This is a genomic window from Streptomyces sp. NPDC086835 (assembly GCF_044745705.1).
In the GTDB taxonomy this organism is placed as follows: Bacteria; Actinomycetota; Actinomycetes; order Streptomycetales; family Streptomycetaceae; genus Streptomyces.
Genome location: NZ_JBIVAU010000002.1, coordinates 928,625 through 947,443, shown reverse-complemented (window position 1 = coordinate 947,443; position 18,819 = coordinate 928,625). Strand labels below are relative to the sequence as shown.

Below are 18,819 nucleotides of genomic sequence, written 5' to 3'. Positions count from 1 at the left end.
ACATGTGCGCTCTCTGCCGGAGATTAGCGGTCGTGAGGGGCCCCTGTGACCGTGAAGAGATGCGCGTCACGTCTCAGATGACGGACATCACACCGGGACGGCCCCTCATGCCTCGCGGACCCCGCTCCAGGGCCCCCTCGGCGCCGTCGGCCGAGCGGCGCCGGCCGTGACGGTGGGCACACGGGTCTGCCGCCGGCCCGGTGCCTAACTAGGCTGGCCACATGGTCAATCTGACGCGCATCTACACCCGCACCGGCGACCAGGGCACCACCGCCCTGGGCGACATGAGCCGCACCGCCAAGACCGATCTGCGCATCTCCGCGTACGCCGACGCCAACGAGGCCAACGCGGTCATCGGCACGGCCGTCGCACTGGGGAAGCTGGACGAGGAGGTCGTGAAGGTCCTCGTCCGGGTGCAGAACGACCTCTTCGACGTGGGGGCGGACCTGTCCACGCCGGTCGTCGAGAATCCGAAGTACCCGCCGCTGCGGGTGGAGCAGTCGTACATCGACAAGCTGGAGGCGGACTGCGACCGCTTCCTCGAGGAACTGGAGAAACTGCGCAGCTTCATCCTTCCCGGCGGCACCCCGGGCGCGGCGCTGCTGCACCAGGCCTGCACGGTCGTACGGCGGGCCGAGCGCTCGACGTGGGCGGCGATGGAAGTGCACGGCGAGACGATGAACGCGCTGACGGCGACGTACCTCAACCGCCTCTCCGACCTCCTGTTCATTCTCGCCAGGGTGGCGAACAAGGAGGTCGGAGACGTGCTGTGGGTGCCGGGCGGAGAACGCTAACGCTCGGCGCGGACCGGTTCGCGTTCCTTTTCGTCCGCCGGGGCCTTCTTCGGCCAGATCACGTAGGTGAGCGCGATCAGGCCGTGGATGCCCGCCGCGCGCCAGGCGCCGTACATCCAGCTCCGCAGCGAACCGGTCTGCCCGGCGTCGCCGACGTACCAGATCGCGATCTGGAGCAGCGCGGTCGCGACGATCGCGCCCACCGCCGTGCCCAGCCAGATCCGGCCCTCGTGCCGGGCGCGGGCCATGCCGTAGCGCGGCGGCTTCGGCGGCGGGGGCTCGCCGGCGAGGCGGTGCGCGGCATGGCCGTCGAGCCACTTGACGGTGCGGTGGCCGTGGCCGACCGTGTAGCCGATGTAGAGGGCGGCCAGGCCGTGTTTCCAGTCCGGCTCGGCGCCGTTCTTGAGGTCGATCGCCGTGACCACCAGCAGCAGGACCTCCAGCAGTGGTTCGCACAGCAGCAGCGCGGCGCCGGTGCGCGGCATCCTCAGCAGGTAGCGGACGGCCAGTCCGGCGGCCAGCAGCACCCAGAAGCCGACCTCGCAGATCACGATCAGCGTGACGATCACGGCAGCTCTCCCTTCGTACGGTCCAAGCCTGGCCGCCGACGGGCACCGATTCGTCGTCGCCGTTGACGAACTGCGACTGCATCCTTCGATGTACTACGGGCTCGCCCCGTGCGCGGAGGCACACGGGCGGTGGTGCCGTGTTTGATGGACGGGTGACCTTCCCCCGCCCCCACCGTGACGATGTGCTCATCGCGGTCGTCGGCCTGCTCGGTGGCCTGTTGCTGTGGTCGCTCGGAGTGCACACCAACGGGCCGAAGGCTCCGCTGCCGTCCTGGGTGACGCTGGTGCCCCTGTTCGTGATCTCCGGACTGGAACTGCTGCGGCGGACGATGCCGCGCACGGCCCTCCTCACGGGCACCGCCGCCGTCCTGGTCGACCCGTTCACGCCCGGCAGCATCGTGACGCTCCTGATGTTCGCGGACCTGGCGTACGCGGCCGTGGTCTACGGCACCCCCGCCTCCGCCCGGCGCATCCCGGTCACCACAGGGCTGATCACGATCGCGGTGACGATCGGTTTCCTGGCCTGGCTGCGGGAGCCCGCCGCGCTGCTGATCGGAATGGTCACCGGGCTCGTCTCGTTCGGCCCCGCCACCACCGGCGCGATCGTCCGCAACCACCGGGAGGCGGCGAACGCCGCCCGGCTGCGGGCCGAACAGACCGCGCTGCTCGCGGAGATGGACCGCACCCAGGCGATCGCGGCCGAGCGCGCCCGCATGGCCCGGGAGCTGCACGACATGGTCGCGGGCCACCTCTCCGCGATCGCGATCCACTCCACGGCGGCGCTGTCGCTGGACGACGAGGCGACGACGAGGCAGGCGATGACCGTGATCCGCGAGAACAGCGTCGAGGGCCTGGCCGAGATGCGCCGCCTCATCGGACTGCTGCGCGACAGCAGCGGCGACGTGGAACCGGCAGCCGCGCCCACCCTGGCCGGACTCGACGCCCTGGTGGAGCAGGCGAGGACCACCGGCGGGCAGAGCGGGCTGAGCTTCGTGCTCCGGGACGACCGGGAGAAAGGCACCCGGCTGCCGGCGCCCGTGGAGCTCGCCGGCTACCGCATCGTCCAGGAGTCGCTGACCAACGCGATCAAGCACGCGGAGGCCGGCGAGGTGCGTGTCGAGGTGTCCGGCGGGGCGGGCGACGTGCTGCGGGTGACGGTGACCAGCCCGTTCGGACGGCGGCCGGGACCGAGGGCGCCCGGCTCCGGTGCGGGCCTGGTGGGGATGGAGGAACGGGCCGCGCTGCTGGACGGGACGTTCGAGGCCGGTCCGGTCAAGGGCCCGGTCGGCGGGCCCGACAAGATCTGGCGCGTACGGGCGGTGCTGCCCCTGACGGACGACAAGGAGCCATCGGCATGACGGCGCAGGCGGACGACTCGAAGGCCGGGGCCCGGATCCGGGTCCTGGTCGCGGAGGACCAGAACGCGGTACGGGCGGGGCTGGTCCTGATCCTGCGCAGCGCGCCGGACATCGAGGTGGCCGGGGAGGCCGCGGACGGCGAGGAGGCGGTGCGCCTCGCGCGCGAGCTGCGCCCGGACGTGGTGCTGATGGATGTGCAGATGCCCCGGCTGGACGGGGTCTCCGCGACGCGGCAGGTGGTCGCGGAGAAGCTGGCCGATGTGCTGGTGCTGACCACGTTCGATCTCGACGAGTACGTCTTCGGGGCGCTGCGGGCGGGGGCGGCGGGCTTTCTGTTGAAGAACACCGAGGCGGGCGATCTGCTCCAGGCGGTGCGGACGGTGGCGCGCGGCGAGGGAATGATCGCGCCGGCGGTCACCCGGCGGCTGATCGCGGAGTTCGCCGCGCCCGGTCCCGTACGGTCGGCGGACGCTCCTGATCCGGCGGTGCTGGACACGTTGACGAGGCGGGAGCGGGAGGTGCTCTCGTGCCTCGGTGAGGGGATGTCGAACGCGGAGATCGCGGTGCGGCTGTCGATGGCGGAGGCCACGGTCAAGACACACGTCAGCAGGTTGCTGGGGAAGTTGGAGCTGCGCAGCAGGGTGCAAGCGGCCGTCCTGGCACAGGAGTTGGGGATCTGACCGGGGGTCGGACGGCAGGGCGCGGACCGTTGGTCTGGACCTATTGACGATTGGTCCAGACCACCCTAATCTCACCGAGCACACTGCGGTGAGCCCCGCGGTGTGCACAGTGCACGGACCACCCCTGACATGTCCGCACTCAACTCGAGGAGCATCCTTGAGCACCGAAGCGCCCCCACGCCCGCGATCACGGTTCAGAGCCAGGGCCACCGCGGGACTGACCGCCCTTCTCCTCCCCCTCGCCGCCATGGTCGGACTCGCCTCCCCCGCGGAAGCCGCCACCTCGGCGACGGCCACCTACGCCAAGTCCTCCGACTGGGGCACCGGCTTCGAGGGCAAGTGGACGGTGAAGAACACCGGCACCACGACCATCAACTCCTGGACCGTCGAGTGGGACTTCCCCTCCGGCACCCGCGTCACCTCCGCCTGGGACGCCACCGTCACCAACTCCGGCGACCACTGGACCGCCAAGAACGTCGGCTGGAACGGCACGCTCGCCCCGGGCGCCTCCGTCTCCTTCGGCTTCAACGGCAGCGGCCCGGGCTCGCCGTCCAACTGCAAGCTGAACGGTGCCTCGTGCGACGGCGGCAGCGTGCCCGGTGACAACCCGCCCTCCGCCCCCGGCACCCCCACGGCCTCCGGCGTCACCGACACATCGGTGAACCTCAGCTGGCGGGCGGCCACCGACGACAAGGGCATCAAGAACTACGACGTCCTGCGCGACGGCGCCAAGATCGCCACGGTCACCGGCACCACGTACACCAACACGGGCCTGACCGCCGGCACGGACTACTCGTACTCGGTCCAGGCGCGGGACAGCGCCGACCAGACCGGCCCGGTCAGCGGTGCGGTCGCCGTCCGCACCACCGGCGGGGGCGGCGGGGAGCCCGGCCCCGGCGACAAGGTCAAGCTGGGCTACTTCACCAACTGGGGCGTCTACGGTCGCAACTACCACGTGAAGAACCTGGTCACCTCCGGCTCCGCGTCGAAGATCACCCACATCAACTACGCCTTCGGCAACGTCAGCGGCGGCAAGTGCACCATCGGTGACGCCTACGCCGACTACGACAAGGCCTACACCGCCGACCAGTCCGTCGACGGCAAGGCCGACACCTGGGACCAGCCGCTGCGCGGCAACTTCAACCAGCTGCGCAAGCTGAAGGCCCAGTACCCGCACATCAAGGTCCTGTGGTCGTTCGGCGGCTGGACCTGGTCCGGCGGCTTCGGCCAGGCCGTGCAGAACCCGGCCGCCTTCGCCCAGTCCTGCTACGACCTGGTCGAGGACCCGCGCTGGGCGGACGTCTTCGACGGCATCGACCTCGACTGGGAGTACCCGAACGCCTGCGGTCTGACCTGCGACACCAGCGGCCCCGCCGCGTTCAAGAACATGATGCAGGCCATGCGCGCCAAGTTCGGCGCGAACAACCTGGTCACCGCGGCGGTCACGGCCGACGCCACGTCCGGCGGCAAGATCGACGCGGCCGACTACGGCGGCGCCGCGCAGTACCTCGACTGGTACAACGTGATGACGTACGACTTCTTCGGCGCCTGGGCGGCCAAGGGCCCCACGGCCCCGCACTCCCCGCTCACCTCGTACCCGGGCATCCCGCAGGCCGGATTCAACTCCGCCGAGGCGATCGCCAAGTTCAAGGCGAAGGGTGTGCCGGCCAAGAAGCTGCTGCTCGGCATCGGCTTCTACGGACGCGGCTGGACCGGTGTGACCCAGTCCGCCCCGGGCGGTACGGCCACAGGGCCGGCGGCCGGCACGTACGAGCAGGGCATCGAGGACTACAAGGTCCTCAAGAGCAGCTGCCCGGCCACCGGGACGATCGCCGGCACGGCGTACGCCCACTGCGGCACCAACTGGTGGAGCTACGACACCCCGGCGACCGTCACCTCCAAGATGAACTGGGCCGAGACACAGGGCCTCGGCGGTGCGTTCTTCTGGGAGTTCAGCGGTGACACGAGCAACGGAGAGCTGGTCAGCGCGATCAACAGCGGCCTCGGATAGCACTTCGGTCCGATGACGAAGAAGCCCGGGAGAGTCACCTCTCCCGGGCTTTGTCATGCACGCCGACGCGACAACGGATGTCCGTACGCGCCGGGTGACGGCTACGCGACGTTGACCCTCTGGCCGGGCGGTGCCGCCTCCAGCCAGGCGAGGAAGCCGGTCAGCGCGTCCTCGCTCATCGACAGCTCCAGCCGGGTCCCGCGGTGCCGGCAGGCGAGCACGACGGAATCGGAGAGGAGCGCCAGCTCCTCCTCACCCTCCGGCGTGCGACGGGCCAGCACCTCGATCGCGGAGCGCTCGAGCACCCGGCGGGGCCGGGGCGCGTACGAGAAGATCCGGAACCACTCGATCCGGTCACCGCTGTACCGGGCGACGCCGTACACCCACCCCTTGCCGGAAGCATCGTGATCTTCCGCGAGGTTCCAGCGCAGACTGCAGTCGAAAGTACCGCCGGAGCGCTGGATGAGCCTCCTGCGCAGTCCGAAGACGAACAGTCCGATCAGCACCAGTGCGACGACAGAACCGCTCACAAGCAGAGCGAGGAACATCTCCACCGACCTCCTCGCATCGTCCCGTAACCGAATATCACGTGCACCTGCATCGCCTCAGCCGCGGCACGGCCCGAAGGAGATCCGGGCCGGCCGCGGCTGAGGGACAAACTTCTCGTGGGGCGCGACTAGCGCACCGCCACCGCACGCAGACGGACGTCGGCGCGCCGCTCGGCGGCGGCGTCCGTGTCCGACTTGGCGCGCTCCAGCGCGCGCTCGGCACGCTGGACGTCGATCTCGTCCGCCAGCTCGGCGATCTCCGCCAGCAGCGACAGCTTGTTGTCCGCGAACGAGATGAAACCACCGTGCACCGCGGCGACGACGGTCCCACCCTCACTCGTGCGAATGGTCACCGGGCCCGATTCCAGCACACCGAGCAGCGGCTGGTGACCGGGCATGACGCCGATGTCGCCGGACGTGGTGCGCGCGACGACCAGGGTGGCCTCGCCGGACCAGACACTACGGTCGGCGGCGACCAGCTCGACGTGCAGCTCAGCAGCCAAGGTTGGCTCCTCGGGTCACCACCCGGCGGTCATGCCGGGTGTTGGGTCAATTCTAAGGGGCGTGAAGAAGGGGGCGGGACGTGCCCGCCCCCTTCAGCGAGTCATGCGACTCAGGAGACGCCGAGCTCCTTGGCGTTGGCCTTGAGGTCCTCGATGCCACCGCACATGAAGAACGCCTGCTCGGGGAAGTGGTCGTACTCACCGTCGCAGATCGCGTTGAACGCGGCGATCGACTCGTCGAGCGGCACGTCCGAGCCGTCCACGCCGGTGAACTGCTTGGCGACGTGGGTGTTCTGGGACAGGAAGCGCTCCACGCGACGGGCACGGTGGACAACCAGCTTGTCCTCCTCGCCCAGCTCGTCGATACCGAGAATCGCGATGATGTCCTGGAGGTCCTTGTACTTCTGCAGGATCCCCTTGACGCGCGTGGCGGCGTCGTAGTGCTCCTGCGTGATGTAGCGCGGGTCCAGGATGCGGGACGTGGAGTCCAGCGGGTCCACGGCCGGGTAGATGCCCTTCTCGGAGATCGGACGGGAGAGAACCGTCGTCGCGTCGAGGTGGGCGAAGGTGGTGGCCGGGGCCGGGTCGGTCAGGTCGTCCGCGGGGACGTAGATCGCCTGCATCGACGTGATCGAGTGACCACGCGTCGAGGTGATGCGCTCCTGCAGCAGACCCATCTCGTCGGCCAGGTTCGGCTGGTAACCCACCGCGGACGGCATACGGCCGAGCAGGGTGGACACCTCGGAGCCGGCCTGGGTGTACCGGAAGATGTTGTCGATGAAGAAGAGCACGTCCTGCTTCTGCACATCGCGGAAGTACTCCGCCATGGTCAGACCGGCCAGGGCGACCCGCAGACGGGTGCCCGGGGGCTCGTCCATCTGACCGAAGACCAGGGCGGTCTTGTCGATGACGCCGGACTCGGACATCTCCTCGATGAGGTCGTTGCCCTCACGGGTACGCTCACCGACGCCCGCGAACACCGACACACCGTCGTGGTTGTTGGCGACGCGGTAGATCATTTCCTGGATCAGAACGGTCTTGCCGACACCGGCACCACCGAACAGACCGATCTTTCCACCCTTGACGTACGGGGTGAGAAGGTCGATGACCTTGACGCCGGTCTCGAACATCTCGGTCTTGGACTCGAGCTGGTCGAAGTTCGGAGCCTTGCGGTGGATGGGCCACCGCTCACCGATGTTGGCGTTCTCCTCGGGGACGTTCAGCACCTCACCGAGGGTGTTGAACACCTTGCCCTTGGTGAAGTCACCGACGGGAACGGTGATGCCGTTGCCCGTGTCGGTCACCGGGGCCTGGCGGACCAGACCGTCGGTGGGCTGCATCGAGATCGCGCGGACCAGGCCGTCACCCAGGTGCTGGGCGACCTCGAGGGTCAGCGTCTTGAGCGCGCCCTCCAGAGCCGGGTCGGCGACCTGAACGGTCAGCGCGTTGTAGATCTCCGGCATCGCGTCGACGGGGAACTCCACGTCGACGACCGGGCCGATGACCCGGGCGACGCGGCCCGTGGCAGCGGCCGTCTCAACTGTCGTCGTCATTACTTGTCACTCCCCGCGGTCGCGTCGGCCAGGGCGCTGGCTCCACCGACGATCTCGCTGATTTCCTGGGTGATTTCGGCCTGGCGGGCCGCGTTGGCAAGCCGGGAGAGGCTCTTGATGAGCTCTCCGGCGTTGTCGGTCGCCGACTTCATCGCGCGGCGGGTGGCGGCGTGCTTGGAGGCAGCCGCCTGGAGCAGCGCGTTGTAGATCCGGCTCTCGACGTAGCGCGGCAGCAGGGCGTCGAGGACGTCCTCGGCCGACGGCTCGAAGTCGAACAGCGGAAGGATCTCGCCCTTCGTCGCCGTCTCCTCCTTCGCCTGCTCGAGGCTGAGAGGCAGCAGCCGCTTCTGAACCGGCGTCTGCGTCAGCATCGAGATGAACTCGGTGAAGACGATGTGGAGCTCGTCCACACCACCCTCGGCCGTGTCCTTCTCGATCGCCGCGATCAGCGGGGCCGCGACCATCTTGGCGTCCGCGTACGTCGGGTTGTCGGTGAAGCCCGTCCACGACTCCGTGACCTTGCGCTCACGGAAGCCGTAGTACGCCACACCCTTGCGGCCGACGATGTACGCGTCGACCTCCTTGCCCTCGCCGCGGAGCCGCTCGGTGAGCTGCTCCGCCGCCTTGAGGGCGTTGGCGGAGTAGCCGCCGGCCAGACCGCGGTCGCTCGTGATGAGCAGGACCGCGGCCCGGGTCGGGTTGTCCACCTCGGTGGTCAGGGCGTGGTTCGTCGTCGACCCCGTCGCCACCGCGGTCACCGCGCGGGTGAGCTCGGTCGCGTACGGCGTGGAGGCGGCCACCTGGCGCTGCGCCTTGACGATGCGCGAGGCGGCGATCATCTCCATCGCCTTGGTGATCTTCTTGGTCGCGGTGACGGATTTGATGCGACGCTTGTAGACCCGGAGCTGGGCTCCCATGAGTCAGGTCCCTTCCGTCGTCTACTTGGCGGTGCTGACCGGAACGTCCTCGCCCAGAAGCTTGCCGTCCGAGGTCTCGAACTGCTTCTTGAACGCGGCGATGGCGTCAGCGACGGACTGGAGGGTGTCGTCCGACATCTTGCCGCCCTCGGCGATGCTGGTCAGGAGCTCCTTGCGCTCACGGCGCAGGTACTCCAGCAGCTCGACCTCGAAGCGACGGATGTCCGCGACCGGGACGTCGTCCATCTTGCCGGTGGTACCGGCCCAGACGGAGACGACCTGCTCCTCGACGGGCATCGGCTGGTACTGAGCCTGCTTCAGCAGCTCGACCATCCGCTTACCGCGCTCCATCTGCGCCTTGGAGGCCGCGTCCAGGTCGGAACCGAAGGCGGCGAACGCCTCCAGCTCGCGGTACTGGGCGAGGTCCACACGCAGACGGCCGGAGACCTGCTTCATGGCCTTGTGCTGGGCGGAACCACCCACACGGGAGACCGAGATACCGACGTTCAGGGCCGGACGCTGGCCGGCGTTGAACAGGTCGGACTCCAGGAAGCACTGGCCGTCGGTGATGGAGATGACGTTGGTCGGGATGAACGCCGACACGTCGTTCGCCTTGGTCTCGACGATCGGCAGACCGGTCATCGAACCGGCGCCCATGTCGTCGGAGAGCTTGGCGCAGCGCTCCAGCAGACGCGAGTGCAGGTAGAAGACGTCACCCGGGTAGGCCTCACGGCCCGGCGGGCGGCGCAGCAGCAGGGACACGGCGCGGTAGGCGTCGGCCTGCTTCGAGAGGTCGTCGAAGATGATGAGGACGTGCTTGCCGTCGTACATCCAGTGCTGGCCGATGGCCGAGCCGGTGTACGGGGCCAGGTACTTGAAGCCGGCCGGGTCGGACGCCGGGGCGGCGACGATCGTCGTGTACTCGAGCGCGCCGGCCTCTTCCAGGGCGCCGCGAACGGACGCGATGGTCGAGCCCTTCTGGCCGATGGCGACGTAGATGCAGCGGACCTGCTTCTTCGGGTCGCCGGAACGCCAGTTGTCACGCTGGTTGATGATCGTGTCGACAGCCAGAGCGGTCTTACCGGTCTGACGGTCACCAATGATCAGCTGACGCTGGCCGCGGCCGATCGGCACCATCGCGTCGACGGCCTTGTAGCCGGTCTGCATCGGCTCGTGCACCGACTTACGGGCCATGACGCCCGGGGCCTGCAGTTCAAGGGCGCGCCGGCCGTCGATCGCGATCTCGCCGAGGCCGTCGATCGGGTTGCCGAGCGGGTCGACGACACGGCCGAGGTAGCCCTCGCCGACACCGACCGAGAGGACCTCACCGGTGCGGGTGACCGGCTGACCCTCCTCGATACCGTTGAACTCGCCGAGGACGATCGCACCGATCTCGCGCTCCTCGAGGTTGAGGGCGAGACCGAGGGTGCCGTCCTCGAACTTCAGCAGCTCGTTCGCCATGGCCGAGGGAAGACCCTCGACCTTCGCGATACCGTCGCCGGCCAGGCTGACCGTGCCGACCTCCTCGCGCGAGGCCGCGTCCGGCTGGTACGACTGGACAAAGTTCTCCAGCGCGTCCCGGATCTCCTCCGGCCGGATCGTGAGCTCCGCCATCTGGGTTCCCTGCTCTCCTTGTTGGGCCCGAAGTTTCTTTGGGGGTCTGGGGGCCGACCCCCAGGAATCTTCTGCAATCTCTGCACGGCCCAACCGGGCCGCTGGTCTTGCTGTTCTGTTCTGCGCTGCGCCGTCAGCCGGCCATGCGACGGGTCGCCTCTTCGAGGCGCTCCGCGACGGTGCCGTTGATGATCTCGTCACCGACCCGCACCGAGATCCCGCCGAGGACCGTGGGGTCCACTTCGAGGTTGAGGTGCATGTCACGGCCGTACATCCGCGCCAGACCCGCGCCGAGACGCTGCTTCTGCGCCTCGGTCAGCGGCACCGCCGACGTGACGACGGCGACCATCCGGTCCCGCCGCGCCGCGGCGAGCTTGGACAGGGACTCGAGTCCCGACTCCAGGCTACGTCCCCGCGGATGCGTGACGAGACGGACGACCAGACGCTCGGTGACCGGGTCGGCCTTGCCGCCGAGCAGGCTGCCGAGCAGCTCACCCTTGGCGGACGTCGTGGCCGACTGGTTGGTCAGCGCCGACCGCAGGTCGTTGCTGGACGAAAGGATCCGGCCGAAGCGGAACAGCTCGTCCTCGACGTTGTCGAGCACACCGGTCTTCTGCGCCGCGGTGAGGTCGGCGGTGTTCGCCAGTTCCTCGAGCGAGTCGACCAGGTCGCGCGACTGCGACCAGCGGGACCGGACCATGCCCTGGACCAGGTCGGCGGTCTCGCCGCTGATCTGACCGGCGAAGATGCGTCCGGCCAGCTCGGCCTTGGCCGCGGCGGCCTGCGCCGGGTCGGTGAGGACCCGACGCAGCGACACCTCTCGGTCGAGCAGCGCGGTGACGGCGGCCAGCTCGCCGGCGAGCTTCGCCGCGTCGACCGACGTGTTGTCGGTCAGCGCGTCGAGCGACTCGTGCGCGGCGGCCAGCGCCTCGCGGCTGGCTCCGTTCATCGGGTGGCCTCGGCCTTCGAAGCGCCGTCCTCGAGCGAGTCGAGGAAGCGGTCGATGGTGCGGCTCTGGCGGGCGTGGTCCTCGAGGGACTCACCGACCAGCTTGCCGGCCAGGTCGGTGGCGAGCTTGCCCACGTCCTGACGCAGCGCCGCGGCCGCGGCCTTGCGGTCGGCCTCGATCTGGGCGTGGCCGGCCGCGATGATCTCCTCACGCTGCCGCTGGCCTTCCGCCTTCATCTCCTGGATGATCGCGGTGCCCTGCTCGGTCGCCTCCTGGCGCAGCCGAGCGGCCTCGTGACGGGCCTCGGCGAGCTGAGCCTTGTACTGCTCCAGGACGCTTTCGGCCTCGATCTTGGCCGCGTCGGCCTTCTCCATGCCTCCTTCGATGGCCTCGCGACGCTCTTCCAGAACACGGTTGATGTTCGGGAGGAGCTTCTTCGCGAAGAAGAAGAAGACGATGGCGAAGGCGATCAGGCCGACGAGCAGCTCGGGGCCGGGCGGAACGAGCGGGCTCTGCTCCTCCGTGGCCGCCAGCTGAACGATGTTGGCGATCACATCAATGCCTTTCGTCGAAATGTGTCAGCGGCTGTGGATTAGCGACCGAACACGAACGGCATAACGATGCCGATGAGGGCGAGCGCCTCACAGAAGGCGAAGCCCAGGATCTGGTTGGCACGGATCAGGCCGGCAGCCTCGGGCTGGCGGGCCAGAGCCTGGGTGCCGTTACCGAAGACGATGCCGACGCCGATGCCGGGGCCGATCGCGGCGAGGCCGTAGCCGATGGAGCCGAGCGAACCAGTGACCTGGGCGAGGGTCTCAGTGGCAGCCATGCTGATTCTTCCTTTTCATTCACGGACCGGTGGGGGTTGGCCACCGGACAGCTATGGGTGGTTGTGCGGGATGGCTCAGTGGTGCTCGGCGAGAGCGCCCTGAATGTACGAGCAGGCCAGCAGCACGAAGACGTACGCCTGGACGGCCTGCACGAAGAGCTCGAACAGGATCATGACCATCGTCATCACGAAGGAGACGCCGGCGGCCGGGATCATGTAGCTGTTCAGCAGGTACCAGGAGGCGACGGTGAACATCACCAGCATCAGGTGACCGGCGAACATGTTGGCGAACAGTCGCACCGCGTGCGTGAACGGCCGGACCAGCAGGTTCGAGAAGAGCTCGATGAACGAGACGAGCCACTTGATCGGACCGAGCGAGTTGTCGTAACCGGTGATGTTCTTCCAGCCGCCGACGAAGCCGTGGCGCTTGAAGGTCAGCGACACCCAGAGCACGTAGACGATCACGGCGAGGACGATCGGGTACGCGATGATCGACGACACCGGGAACTGCGCCAGCGGGATCACGGACCAGATGTTCATGATCCAGACGAAGAAGAAGATCGAGACCATGAGCGGGACGTACTTCTCGCCCTCACGCTTGCCGAGGGTCTCGTAGACGATGCCGCGGCGTACGAAGTCGTAGCCCGCCTCGCCGATCATCTGCAGCTTGCCCGGGACGACCTTCGCCTTTCCGAAGGCCATCGTGAAGAAGGTGACGACAATCAACGTGGTGAGCAGCGCGAGCAGCATCACCTTGTTGAACTCGAAGCCACCGACGGTGAAGATCGGCTGGAAGAGGAAGGAGTGCAGGCCCGGTGCCGGAAAGCCACAGCCGTTGTCGGCCATGATGCGGCAGCTCCAGTCAAAGGCGAGCGTGGTCTGTTCAGCACTCACCGCGGGCTCCTTCGGCGTGACGCATGGGTTCGGCAACCTCGTTGTGTCGGAGCGGCGCGCAGCCGCGAGTCGGCACCGGACTGGTGTTTCGGATGTGGGGGCGGCAATCAGGCATCGAAGCCTCGCGTCGAGCAGGCGTCAGCTCAGATGCCCGCGCCCGCAGTGCCGCAGTTGGCACCGGACGATAGCAGGGTCTCGAACGGGCATTTATACCGGCCCTACCCCTCACGTCGCCGACCCCGTCTTTTCGCCCTGACGGGGAGCAGACGGTTCGGGTTCGACGTAAAGGATCTTCGCCTTCATGTGGGCACGGGCCTGTGCGGCCACCCATACGACGGTGGCGGCGACGAGCGTCGCGGCGAACGCCTTGGGGTTGAACAGCGTCGTGTCCTTGAACATCGCGACGAAGACGAAGAGCACCAGCAACTGCGTCGTGTACAGCATCAGGCCCATGGCCTGGAAGAGCTGCGGGAACTGCTTGGCCGTCCGCTGCAGGACCACGATGCCGATCCCCATGAAGACGATGACCACCAGTGCACCGACGGCCGCGCCGAGTGCCCCCTTGCCACCGGCGACCACACCGCTGATCACAGCGGCGATCGCGCCGGCGGCAGCGGTGGGTACGGCGGTGAGAAGAAGTGAGCGTGCGTCGTTGGACGGCATGGCGGCATCTCCGCTTGCTGGTGGGGGCAAAGTGGTGTCGTCATGGACGAGCGTAGGCCCGGTCCCGAGATGGGCCTCGGGGCCAACGAACCGTCGCACTACGGTCCTTCGGCGCTGTCTCCGGGTCTCGTGAACGGTATCACAAACTATTTGATGAGGTCTTTACCCAGTGGTGTGCCAACTCTCACACATGAGAGTGAACGCGCCCGTGTGTGCACGACAACTGGGCGGTATGTCTGGTAATGCAACGGTCTGGCCTCGAGTCGTCATCCCACGACCGCGTACATGCCTCCATAGGAGTACAAGGATCCGGCCGTTCCCGGACGCGCCGGGTGCCGGGAACGAAGCGTCACGCGGTGCGACACACGCCCATGGACGGTCGGCGTCTGTCAAACCTCACGGCCGGACGGCCTAGATCCGGTCAGCGGGTGGAGTCCGCCCTGCCCCGCTCCGGGAATCGGGCCCGTGGTCCCACGGCCGTCGCGCCGTTGACGCCGCTGACACCCACACCGACCGGAACGCGCTCCTCCTCGTGCTCGGGAGCAGCCTTGCCGTGATGTTCGTGAGCGCCGACCGTGGCCGCCGCAGACCTGGAACGGCGGCGATAGCGCGGCGGGACCATGCCCTCCGCCCACCGCGGCGCCCGCGGCGTGAAGCGCGGCAGCAGCAACAGCACCAGGCCGATCGCGCTCAGGACCACCACCGCCAGCACGATCCACATGGACTTCGAGTGGATGGAGTACGCGACGACGCCGAAGGCGATCAGCGCCGACCAGAAGTACATGATCAGCACGGCCCGGCTGTGCGAGTGGCCGACCTCGAGGAGGCGGTGGTGGAGGTGGCCGCGGTCCGCCGCGAACGGGGACTGGCCCTTCCAGGTACGGCGGACGATCGCCAGCAGCAGGTCCGCGACCGGGATCGCGATGATCGTCAGCGGCAGCAGCAGCGGGATGAAGACCGGCAGCGCCGCGTGCGTGGCCTGGCGGGTGCCGCCCTCGAAGATCCGCAGGGCGTCCATGTCCACCTGACCGGTCACGGAGATCGCGGCCGCCGCGAGGACGAGTCCGATCAGCATCGAGCCGGAGTCGCCCATGAAGATCCTGGCGGGGTGCATGTTGTGCGGCAGGAAGCCCAGGCACATGCCCATCAGGATCGCGGTGAACAGGGTGGCGGGGGACGCCGCCTCGATGCCGTAGCTGAACCAGATCCGGTACGCGTAGAGGAAGAACGCCGCGGCCGCGATGCACACCATGCCGGCCGCGAGACCGTCGAGGCCGTCGACGAAGTTCACCGCGTTGATGGTGATGACGACGAGGGCGACGGTGAGCAGCGTCCCCTGCCAGCTCGTCAACGAGACCGTTCCCACGCCAGGAACGGGGATCCACAGGATCGTCAGGCCCTGTACGACCATGACGCCCGCGGCGATCATCTGGCCGCCCAGTTTGATCAGGGCGTCGATCTCGAACTTGTCGTCCAGGACGCCGATGATCCAGATCAGGGCGGCGCCGGAGAGCAGCGCGCGTGGTTCGTTCGACAGCTCGAAGACGCTGTTCAGGTTCTCCAGATGGTCTGCGACCAGCAGCCCGGCACACAGGCCGAAGAACATGGCGATGCCGCCGAGCCGGGGTGTCGGCTCGCGGTGGACGTCGCGGGCGCGGATCTCCGGCATCGCGCCGGTCGCGATGGCGAACTTCCTCACCGGCCCGGTGAGCAGATACGTCACCGCGGCCGTGACACATAGCGTCAGCAGGTAATCACGCACGGGCTGCCCCACAGGAATCGCTGGCCATCTCAGCCCCACACCTTAGCTGTGGTAGCCACATGCTTGAGGACACGCGAGGCTCTGTGATGGTTGCACGGCCACGGCACAGCAATGCTGCTACCCCGCGAACGGCGGGAATCCCGCGACGAGACCCTGTACCTTTCCGCGGATCTCGCGCGGCTCGCCCTGATCCCGCAGCGCCGCCGTGAACAGGGTCGCGATCCGGTCCATCTCCGTGCGTCCCATGCCCTGCGTGGTGACGGCGGCGGTGCCGAGCCGGATGCCCCGGCCGTCCCCGTAAGGCAGCGCGCAGGTGTCCAGGACGATGCCGGCGGCGGCGAGCCGGCCACGGGCCACCCTGCCGTCGACGCCGAGAGGTGCCGGGTCCGCGCCGACGATGTGGGTGTCCGTGCCGTCCGTCAGCACGGCGAAGCCCTCCGCGGCGAGCGCCCCGGCCAGCTCCCGCGCGTTGGCGACGACCTGATGCGCGTACGCGGTGAAGGCGGGCGTCGCCGCCTCTCCGAAGGCGACGGCCTTCGCGGCGATCGTGTGCATCTGGGCCCCGCCCTGCGTGAACGGGAACACCGCGCGGTCGATGCGCTCCGCCAGCTCCGAGCCGCACAGGATCATCCCGCCGCGCGGACCGCGCAGGACCTTGTGGGTGGTGGCGCACACCACGTCCGCGTACGGCACCGGATTCGGCGCCGCGCCGCCGGCGACCAGACCGATGGGGTGCGCGGCGTCGGCGATCAGATAGGCGCCGACCTCGTCCGCGATGTCGCGGAACGCCTCGTAGTCGGGGTGGCGGGGATAGGAGATCGACCCGCAGACGATCGCCTTCGGCCGGTGCTGCCGGGCCAGATGGCGCACCTGGTCGTAGTCGATGAGCCCGGTCTCCGCGTCCACTCCGTAGGCGACGAAGTCGAACCAGCGGCCGGAGAAGTTCGCCGGCGAACCGTGCGTGAGGTGCCCGCCGTACGGGAGTCCCATGGCGAGCACCGTGTCCCCCGGTCGCAGCAGCGCCGCGTACGCCGCGAGGACCGCGGAGGAGCCGGAGTGCGGCTGCACATTGGCGTGCTCGGCGCCGAACAGGGCCGTCGCCCGCTCGATCGCGATCCGCTCGGCGGCGTCGACGAGTTCGCAGCCGCCGTGATGGCGGGCGCCCGGATAGCCCTCCGCGTACTTGTTGGCGAGCGGCGACCCGAGCGCGGCGAGCACCGCGGGAGAAGTGAAGTTCTCCGCGGCGATGAGCTGAAGGGTGGTCGCCTGCCGCTGCGACTCCCCGAAGAGGATGTCCGCGATCTGGGGATCCTGGCGGCGCAGTGCCTCGAAGGACGTCGACGGCACGGAAGGCACTGCGCGGGCTTCATCGGTGACGGACATGACGGCTCCGGGGCCTCGGGGGGGAGCTGCGGCACATCCAATGTAGAACCGGCGGGGCGTGGCCGCGCGGCGCGTGCGCGACATGGTTACGTGCGGGGGCGGCCGCTGCGCGGGGCCTGTCCCCTCCCCGCCCCTTCCCGTGACCGGGGGCTCCTCCCCCTACGCCTGGCGGCGTGGGGGGACCCCACCGGACCCCCGCGCCTCAAAACGCCGGCGAGGCTGGATCCGCCGATGGAGCTGGATTGCCGCGCAGCGGCATTCCAGCCCGCCTGGGGCACCTCCCACGGCCGCCAGGCCGAAGGGGCAGATCGAGGGCACCGCGCGAATCGCGGTACGGGGCCCGGGGCTTGCCCGCCACGCGGCGGAGCCGCACATCGGCACAGCAGGAAGGGGCGGAGAGAGGAACAAGCCCGCCGCAGGCGCCCACGTACCCGCACCCGCGGCCCGCGCACGCGCCGTCAGGACCGCGCCCGGACCCCCGTCAGCGCCGTGACGACCGGGTCCAGCGCCTGATGGATCTCGTCGCCGATCGAGCGGAAGAACGTGATCGGCGCCCCGTACGGATCGAACACCTCGTCCGCGTCCGGGCTCGGCGCCAGCAGCCATCCCCGCAGGGCCGCCGCCGCCCGCACCAGCGCGCGCGCACGCTCGACGACACCGTCCTCGCGCGGGTCGGGGAGGGTCGCGGGGTCTATGGCCCGTACGAGGCGGGTGAACTCCTTGAGTGTGAAGGTCCGCAGGCCCGCCGAGTGGCCCATCGAGATGACCTGCGCGCGGTGGTCGCGCGTGGCCGTCAGGACGAGGTCCGCGCGGATGACGTGCTCGTCGAGCAGTTCACGCCCGACGAACCCGCTCGCGTCCGCTCCGAAGTCCGCGAGGACGATCTCGGCGTTGGCCTCCATCGGGGCGCCCTCGTGGCCCCAGGTGCCCGCGCTCTCCACGATCAGGCCGCCCGTGAGGGGATCGCCGAGGCGGTCGCTCAGGGCATGGCGGGTCAGCCGCTCGGTGATGGGCGAGCGGCAGACGTTGCCGGTGCTGACGTGGAGGATGCGGAAGGCCTGGCCCGTGCTGCTGGTTTCCGCTATGCCACGCCCCTCAGGGGCGGTCAATTGGCCACCTCGAGGTCTGGTACGACCTTGCGCAGCTCGTCCGCGGACAGGGCACCCTCACGCAGCAGGACCGGCACCTTGCCGGTGACGTCGACGATCGACGACGGCACGATGCCGGGCGTCGGACCGCCGTCGAGGTAGACGGAGACGGAGTCGCCGAGCATCCCCTGGGCGGCGTCGCAGTCCTCGGGCGAGGGGTGTCCCGTGAGGTTGGCGCTGGAGACGGCCATCGGGCCGACCTCGGTGAGCAGTTCGATCGCGACGGGGTGCAGCGGCATCCGGATCGCGACGGTGCCACGGGTGTCCCCGAGGTTCCACTGCAGGGACGGCTGGTGCTTGGTGACGAGGGTCAGCGCGCCGGGCCAGTAGGCGTCGACGAGCTCCCATGCCTGCTCGGAGAAGTCGGTGACGAGCCCGTGCAGGGTGTTGGGCGAGCCGATGAGGACAGGGGTGGGCATGTTCCGGCCGCGCCCCTTGGCCTCGAGCAGGTCGGCGACGGCCTCGGGGCTGAAGGCGTCCGCACCGATGCCGTACACGGTGTCGGTGGGCAGCACGACGAGCTCTCCGCGGCGGACGGCCGATGCGGCCTCGCGCAGGCCGGTGGTGCGGTCCGTCGCGTCGTTGCAGTCGTATCGCCGAGCCATCAGCGGGCCTCCTGGTACACGTGCTGGGTCATGTGCTTG

19 protein-coding genes are annotated in these 18,819 nt (G+C 69.0%); 4 read left to right on the top strand and 15 right to left on the bottom strand.

Annotated elements, in window-relative coordinates; genetic code table 11:
* The first annotated feature begins 221 nt into the window (after positions 1–221).
* Positions 222–794, top strand: a complete 573-nt coding sequence (locus tag ACIPJI_RS10450; RefSeq protein WP_189471091.1) for a cob(I)yrinic acid a,c-diamide adenosyltransferase — start codon at positions 222–224, stop codon at positions 792–794.
* Here ACIPJI_RS10450 and ACIPJI_RS10445 read toward each other — a convergent pair.
* The gene (locus ACIPJI_RS10445) at positions 791–1,363 is read right to left on the bottom strand and encodes a hypothetical protein (protein ID WP_307708321.1); all 573 of its coding nucleotides are present in this window, start codon (positions 1,361–1,363) and stop codon (positions 791–793) included. The genes ACIPJI_RS10450 and ACIPJI_RS10445 overlap by 4 nt on opposite strands.
* Before the next feature lie 152 nt (positions 1,364–1,515).
* Between ACIPJI_RS10445 and ACIPJI_RS10440 the strand changes: the two genes are divergently transcribed.
* The 3 genes from ACIPJI_RS10440 (at position 1,516) to ACIPJI_RS10430 (ending at position 5,412) form a co-directional block, all read left to right on the top strand.
* Positions 1,516–2,721 (top strand): sensor histidine kinase, encoded by a 1,206-nt coding sequence (locus tag ACIPJI_RS10440; RefSeq protein ID WP_402245551.1) that lies wholly within the window; start codon positions 1,516–1,518, stop codon positions 2,719–2,721.
* Positions 2,718–3,401 carry a response regulator gene (locus tag ACIPJI_RS10435; protein WP_402245549.1) on the top strand — a complete coding sequence of 228 codons (684 nt, stop codon included), beginning with the start codon at positions 2,718–2,720 and terminating at the stop codon, positions 3,399–3,401. The genes ACIPJI_RS10440 and ACIPJI_RS10435 overlap by 4 nt, the downstream gene beginning before the upstream one ends.
* A 157-nt stretch (positions 3,402–3,558) precedes the next feature.
* A complete protein-coding gene (locus tag ACIPJI_RS10430) occupies positions 3,559–5,412 on the top strand; it encodes a glycosyl hydrolase family 18 protein (protein ID WP_402245547.1) in 1,854 nt (617 codons plus the stop codon).
* Positions 5,413–5,513: 101 nt separating this feature from the next.
* Here the strand turns inward: ACIPJI_RS10430 and ACIPJI_RS10425 are convergent, their stop codons facing one another.
* The 14 genes from ACIPJI_RS10425 to ACIPJI_RS10360 all read right to left on the bottom strand — a co-directional run bounded on the left by ACIPJI_RS10425 (position 5,514) and on the right by ACIPJI_RS10360 (position 18,780).
* On the bottom strand, positions 5,514–5,960 hold the full coding sequence (locus tag ACIPJI_RS10425; protein WP_189471081.1) for a DUF2550 domain-containing protein: 447 nt from the start codon (positions 5,958–5,960) through the stop codon (positions 5,514–5,516).
* A gap of 128 nt (positions 5,961–6,088) precedes the next feature.
* Complete coding sequence (locus ACIPJI_RS10420) at positions 6,089–6,463, bottom strand: F0F1 ATP synthase subunit epsilon (RefSeq protein ID WP_005311845.1); 375 nt, start codon at positions 6,461–6,463, stop codon at positions 6,089–6,091.
* 110 nt (positions 6,464–6,573) lie between these two features.
* Complete coding sequence (gene atpD, locus ACIPJI_RS10415; protein ID WP_189887562.1) at positions 6,574–8,016, bottom strand: F0F1 ATP synthase subunit beta; 1,443 nt, start codon at positions 8,014–8,016, stop codon at positions 6,574–6,576.
* Entirely contained in the window at positions 8,016–8,933 is a 918-nt protein-coding gene (locus ACIPJI_RS10410; protein ID WP_307708316.1) for a F0F1 ATP synthase subunit gamma, read from the bottom strand. The genes atpD and ACIPJI_RS10410 overlap by 1 nt, the downstream gene beginning before the upstream one ends.
* Positions 8,934–8,954: 21 nt before the next feature.
* On the bottom strand, positions 8,955–10,547 hold the full coding sequence (atpA, locus tag ACIPJI_RS10405; protein ID WP_356621035.1) for a F0F1 ATP synthase subunit alpha: 1,593 nt from the start codon (positions 10,545–10,547) through the stop codon (positions 8,955–8,957).
* Between the two features lie 133 nt (positions 10,548–10,680).
* The gene (locus tag ACIPJI_RS10400; RefSeq protein ID WP_356621034.1) at positions 10,681–11,496 is read right to left on the bottom strand and encodes a F0F1 ATP synthase subunit delta; all 816 of its coding nucleotides are present in this window, start codon (positions 11,494–11,496) and stop codon (positions 10,681–10,683) included.
* Positions 11,493–12,050 (bottom strand): F0F1 ATP synthase subunit B, encoded by a 558-nt coding sequence (locus ACIPJI_RS10395; protein ID WP_307708313.1) that lies wholly within the window; start codon positions 12,048–12,050, stop codon positions 11,493–11,495. Before ACIPJI_RS10395 ends, ACIPJI_RS10400 begins: the two co-directional genes overlap by 4 nt.
* A 38-nt stretch (positions 12,051–12,088) precedes the next feature.
* On the bottom strand, positions 12,089–12,325 hold the full coding sequence (atpE, locus tag ACIPJI_RS10390; RefSeq protein ID WP_307708312.1) for an ATP synthase F0 subunit C: 237 nt from the start codon (positions 12,323–12,325) through the stop codon (positions 12,089–12,091).
* A 75-nt stretch (positions 12,326–12,400) separates the two neighbouring features.
* Complete coding sequence (gene atpB / locus ACIPJI_RS10385) at positions 12,401–13,171, bottom strand: F0F1 ATP synthase subunit A (protein WP_307710492.1); 771 nt, start codon at positions 13,169–13,171, stop codon at positions 12,401–12,403.
* A 273-nt stretch (positions 13,172–13,444) separates the two neighbouring features.
* Positions 13,445–13,882 (bottom strand): hypothetical protein, encoded by a 438-nt coding sequence (locus ACIPJI_RS10380; RefSeq protein ID WP_307708311.1) that lies wholly within the window; start codon positions 13,880–13,882, stop codon positions 13,445–13,447.
* Positions 13,883–14,303: 421 nt separating this feature from the next.
* Positions 14,304–15,644 (bottom strand): MraY family glycosyltransferase, encoded by a 1,341-nt coding sequence (locus ACIPJI_RS10375; protein WP_356621031.1) that lies wholly within the window; start codon positions 15,642–15,644, stop codon positions 14,304–14,306.
* A 117-nt stretch (positions 15,645–15,761) separates the two neighbouring features.
* Positions 15,762–17,027 carry a serine hydroxymethyltransferase gene (glyA, locus tag ACIPJI_RS10370; RefSeq protein WP_356621030.1) on the bottom strand — a complete coding sequence of 422 codons (1,266 nt, stop codon included), beginning with the start codon at positions 17,025–17,027 and terminating at the stop codon, positions 15,762–15,764.
* 458 nt (positions 17,028–17,485) lie between these two features.
* Positions 17,486–18,136, bottom strand: coding sequence for a low molecular weight phosphatase family protein (locus tag ACIPJI_RS10365; RefSeq protein ID WP_005311870.1), 651 nt, complete (start codon positions 18,134–18,136; stop codon positions 17,486–17,488).
* Complete coding sequence (locus ACIPJI_RS10360; protein WP_005311872.1) at positions 18,133–18,780, bottom strand: L-threonylcarbamoyladenylate synthase; 648 nt, start codon at positions 18,778–18,780, stop codon at positions 18,133–18,135. The genes ACIPJI_RS10365 and ACIPJI_RS10360 overlap by 4 nt, the downstream gene beginning before the upstream one ends.
* Between the last annotated feature and the right edge of the window lie 39 nt (positions 18,781–18,819).

What these genes read in the sequence shown, in the direction of transcription:
- atpD (WP_189887562.1), bottom strand. Translation starts at nt 8,016, where the DNA reads ATGACGACGACAGTTGAGACGGCCGCTGCCACGGGCCGCGTCGCCCGG.
- ACIPJI_RS10425 (WP_189471081.1), bottom strand. Translation starts at nt 5,960, where the DNA reads ATGTTCCTCGCTCTGCTTGTGAGCGGTTCTGTCGTCGCACTGGTGCTG.
- ACIPJI_RS10380 (WP_307708311.1), bottom strand. Translation starts at nt 13,882, where the DNA reads ATGCCGTCCAACGACGCACGCTCACTTCTTCTCACCGCCGTACCCACC.
- atpB (WP_307710492.1), bottom strand. Translation starts at nt 13,171, where the DNA reads ATGGCCGACAACGGCTGTGGCTTTCCGGCACCGGGCCTGCACTCCTTC.
- ACIPJI_RS10450 (WP_189471091.1), top strand. Translation starts at nt 222, where the DNA reads ATGGTCAATCTGACGCGCATCTACACCCGCACCGGCGACCAGGGCACC.
- ACIPJI_RS10435 (WP_402245549.1), top strand. Translation starts at nt 2,718, where the DNA reads ATGACGGCGCAGGCGGACGACTCGAAGGCCGGGGCCCGGATCCGGGTC.
- atpE (WP_307708312.1), bottom strand. Translation starts at nt 12,325, where the DNA reads ATGGCTGCCACTGAGACCCTCGCCCAGGTCACTGGTTCGCTCGGCTCC.
- ACIPJI_RS10410 (WP_307708316.1), bottom strand. Translation starts at nt 8,933, where the DNA reads ATGGGAGCCCAGCTCCGGGTCTACAAGCGTCGCATCAAATCCGTCACC.
- glyA (WP_356621030.1), bottom strand. Translation starts at nt 17,027, where the DNA reads ATGTCCGTCACCGATGAAGCCCGCGCAGTGCCTTCCGTGCCGTCGACG.
- atpA (WP_356621035.1), bottom strand. Translation starts at nt 10,547, where the DNA reads ATGGCGGAGCTCACGATCCGGCCGGAGGAGATCCGGGACGCGCTGGAG.
- ACIPJI_RS10360 (WP_005311872.1), bottom strand. Translation starts at nt 18,780, where the DNA reads ATGGCTCGGCGATACGACTGCAACGACGCGACGGACCGCACCACCGGC.
- ACIPJI_RS10400 (WP_356621034.1), bottom strand. Translation starts at nt 11,496, where the DNA reads ATGAACGGAGCCAGCCGCGAGGCGCTGGCCGCCGCGCACGAGTCGCTC.